The sequence below is a fragment of the Chromohalobacter sp. HP20-39 genome, from assembly GCF_033052815.1.
Taxonomy (GTDB): domain Bacteria; phylum Pseudomonadota; class Gammaproteobacteria; order Pseudomonadales; family Halomonadaceae; genus Chromohalobacter.
The window spans coordinates 1-232 of the sequence record NZ_JAWHTP010001212.1; the positions used below are offsets into that span (position 1 = coordinate 1).

The 232-nt window shown below is 48.3% G+C and carries 1 pseudogene; it reads right to left on the reverse strand.

Annotation, left to right across the window (positions count from 1 at the left end):
* Window positions 1-37: 37 nt before the first annotated feature.
* A pseudogene (locus tag RVY79_RS21735) lies at window positions 38-232 on the reverse strand (hypothetical protein); the annotation flags it as partial.

Below are 232 nucleotides of genomic sequence, written 5' to 3' on the forward strand. Positions count from 1 at the left end.
GCTGACTTCCTATTTGAAAATAATAGGATTCCGGTATTCAAGGAACCCGAGAGACCTGCTTGACGGGAAAAATGCTGTACTGTTGCTTGTCTGCAATGACGTCTCTAACTATTTGATCTGAAATGGTTTTTTTGTCATTTGCGAAGCCGTAAACAAGTGCGGTATCGCAAAGCACATTGATCATGCGGGGGACCCCGCCCGAAGCCGTCGCGATGAGCGAGCAGGCTTCCTG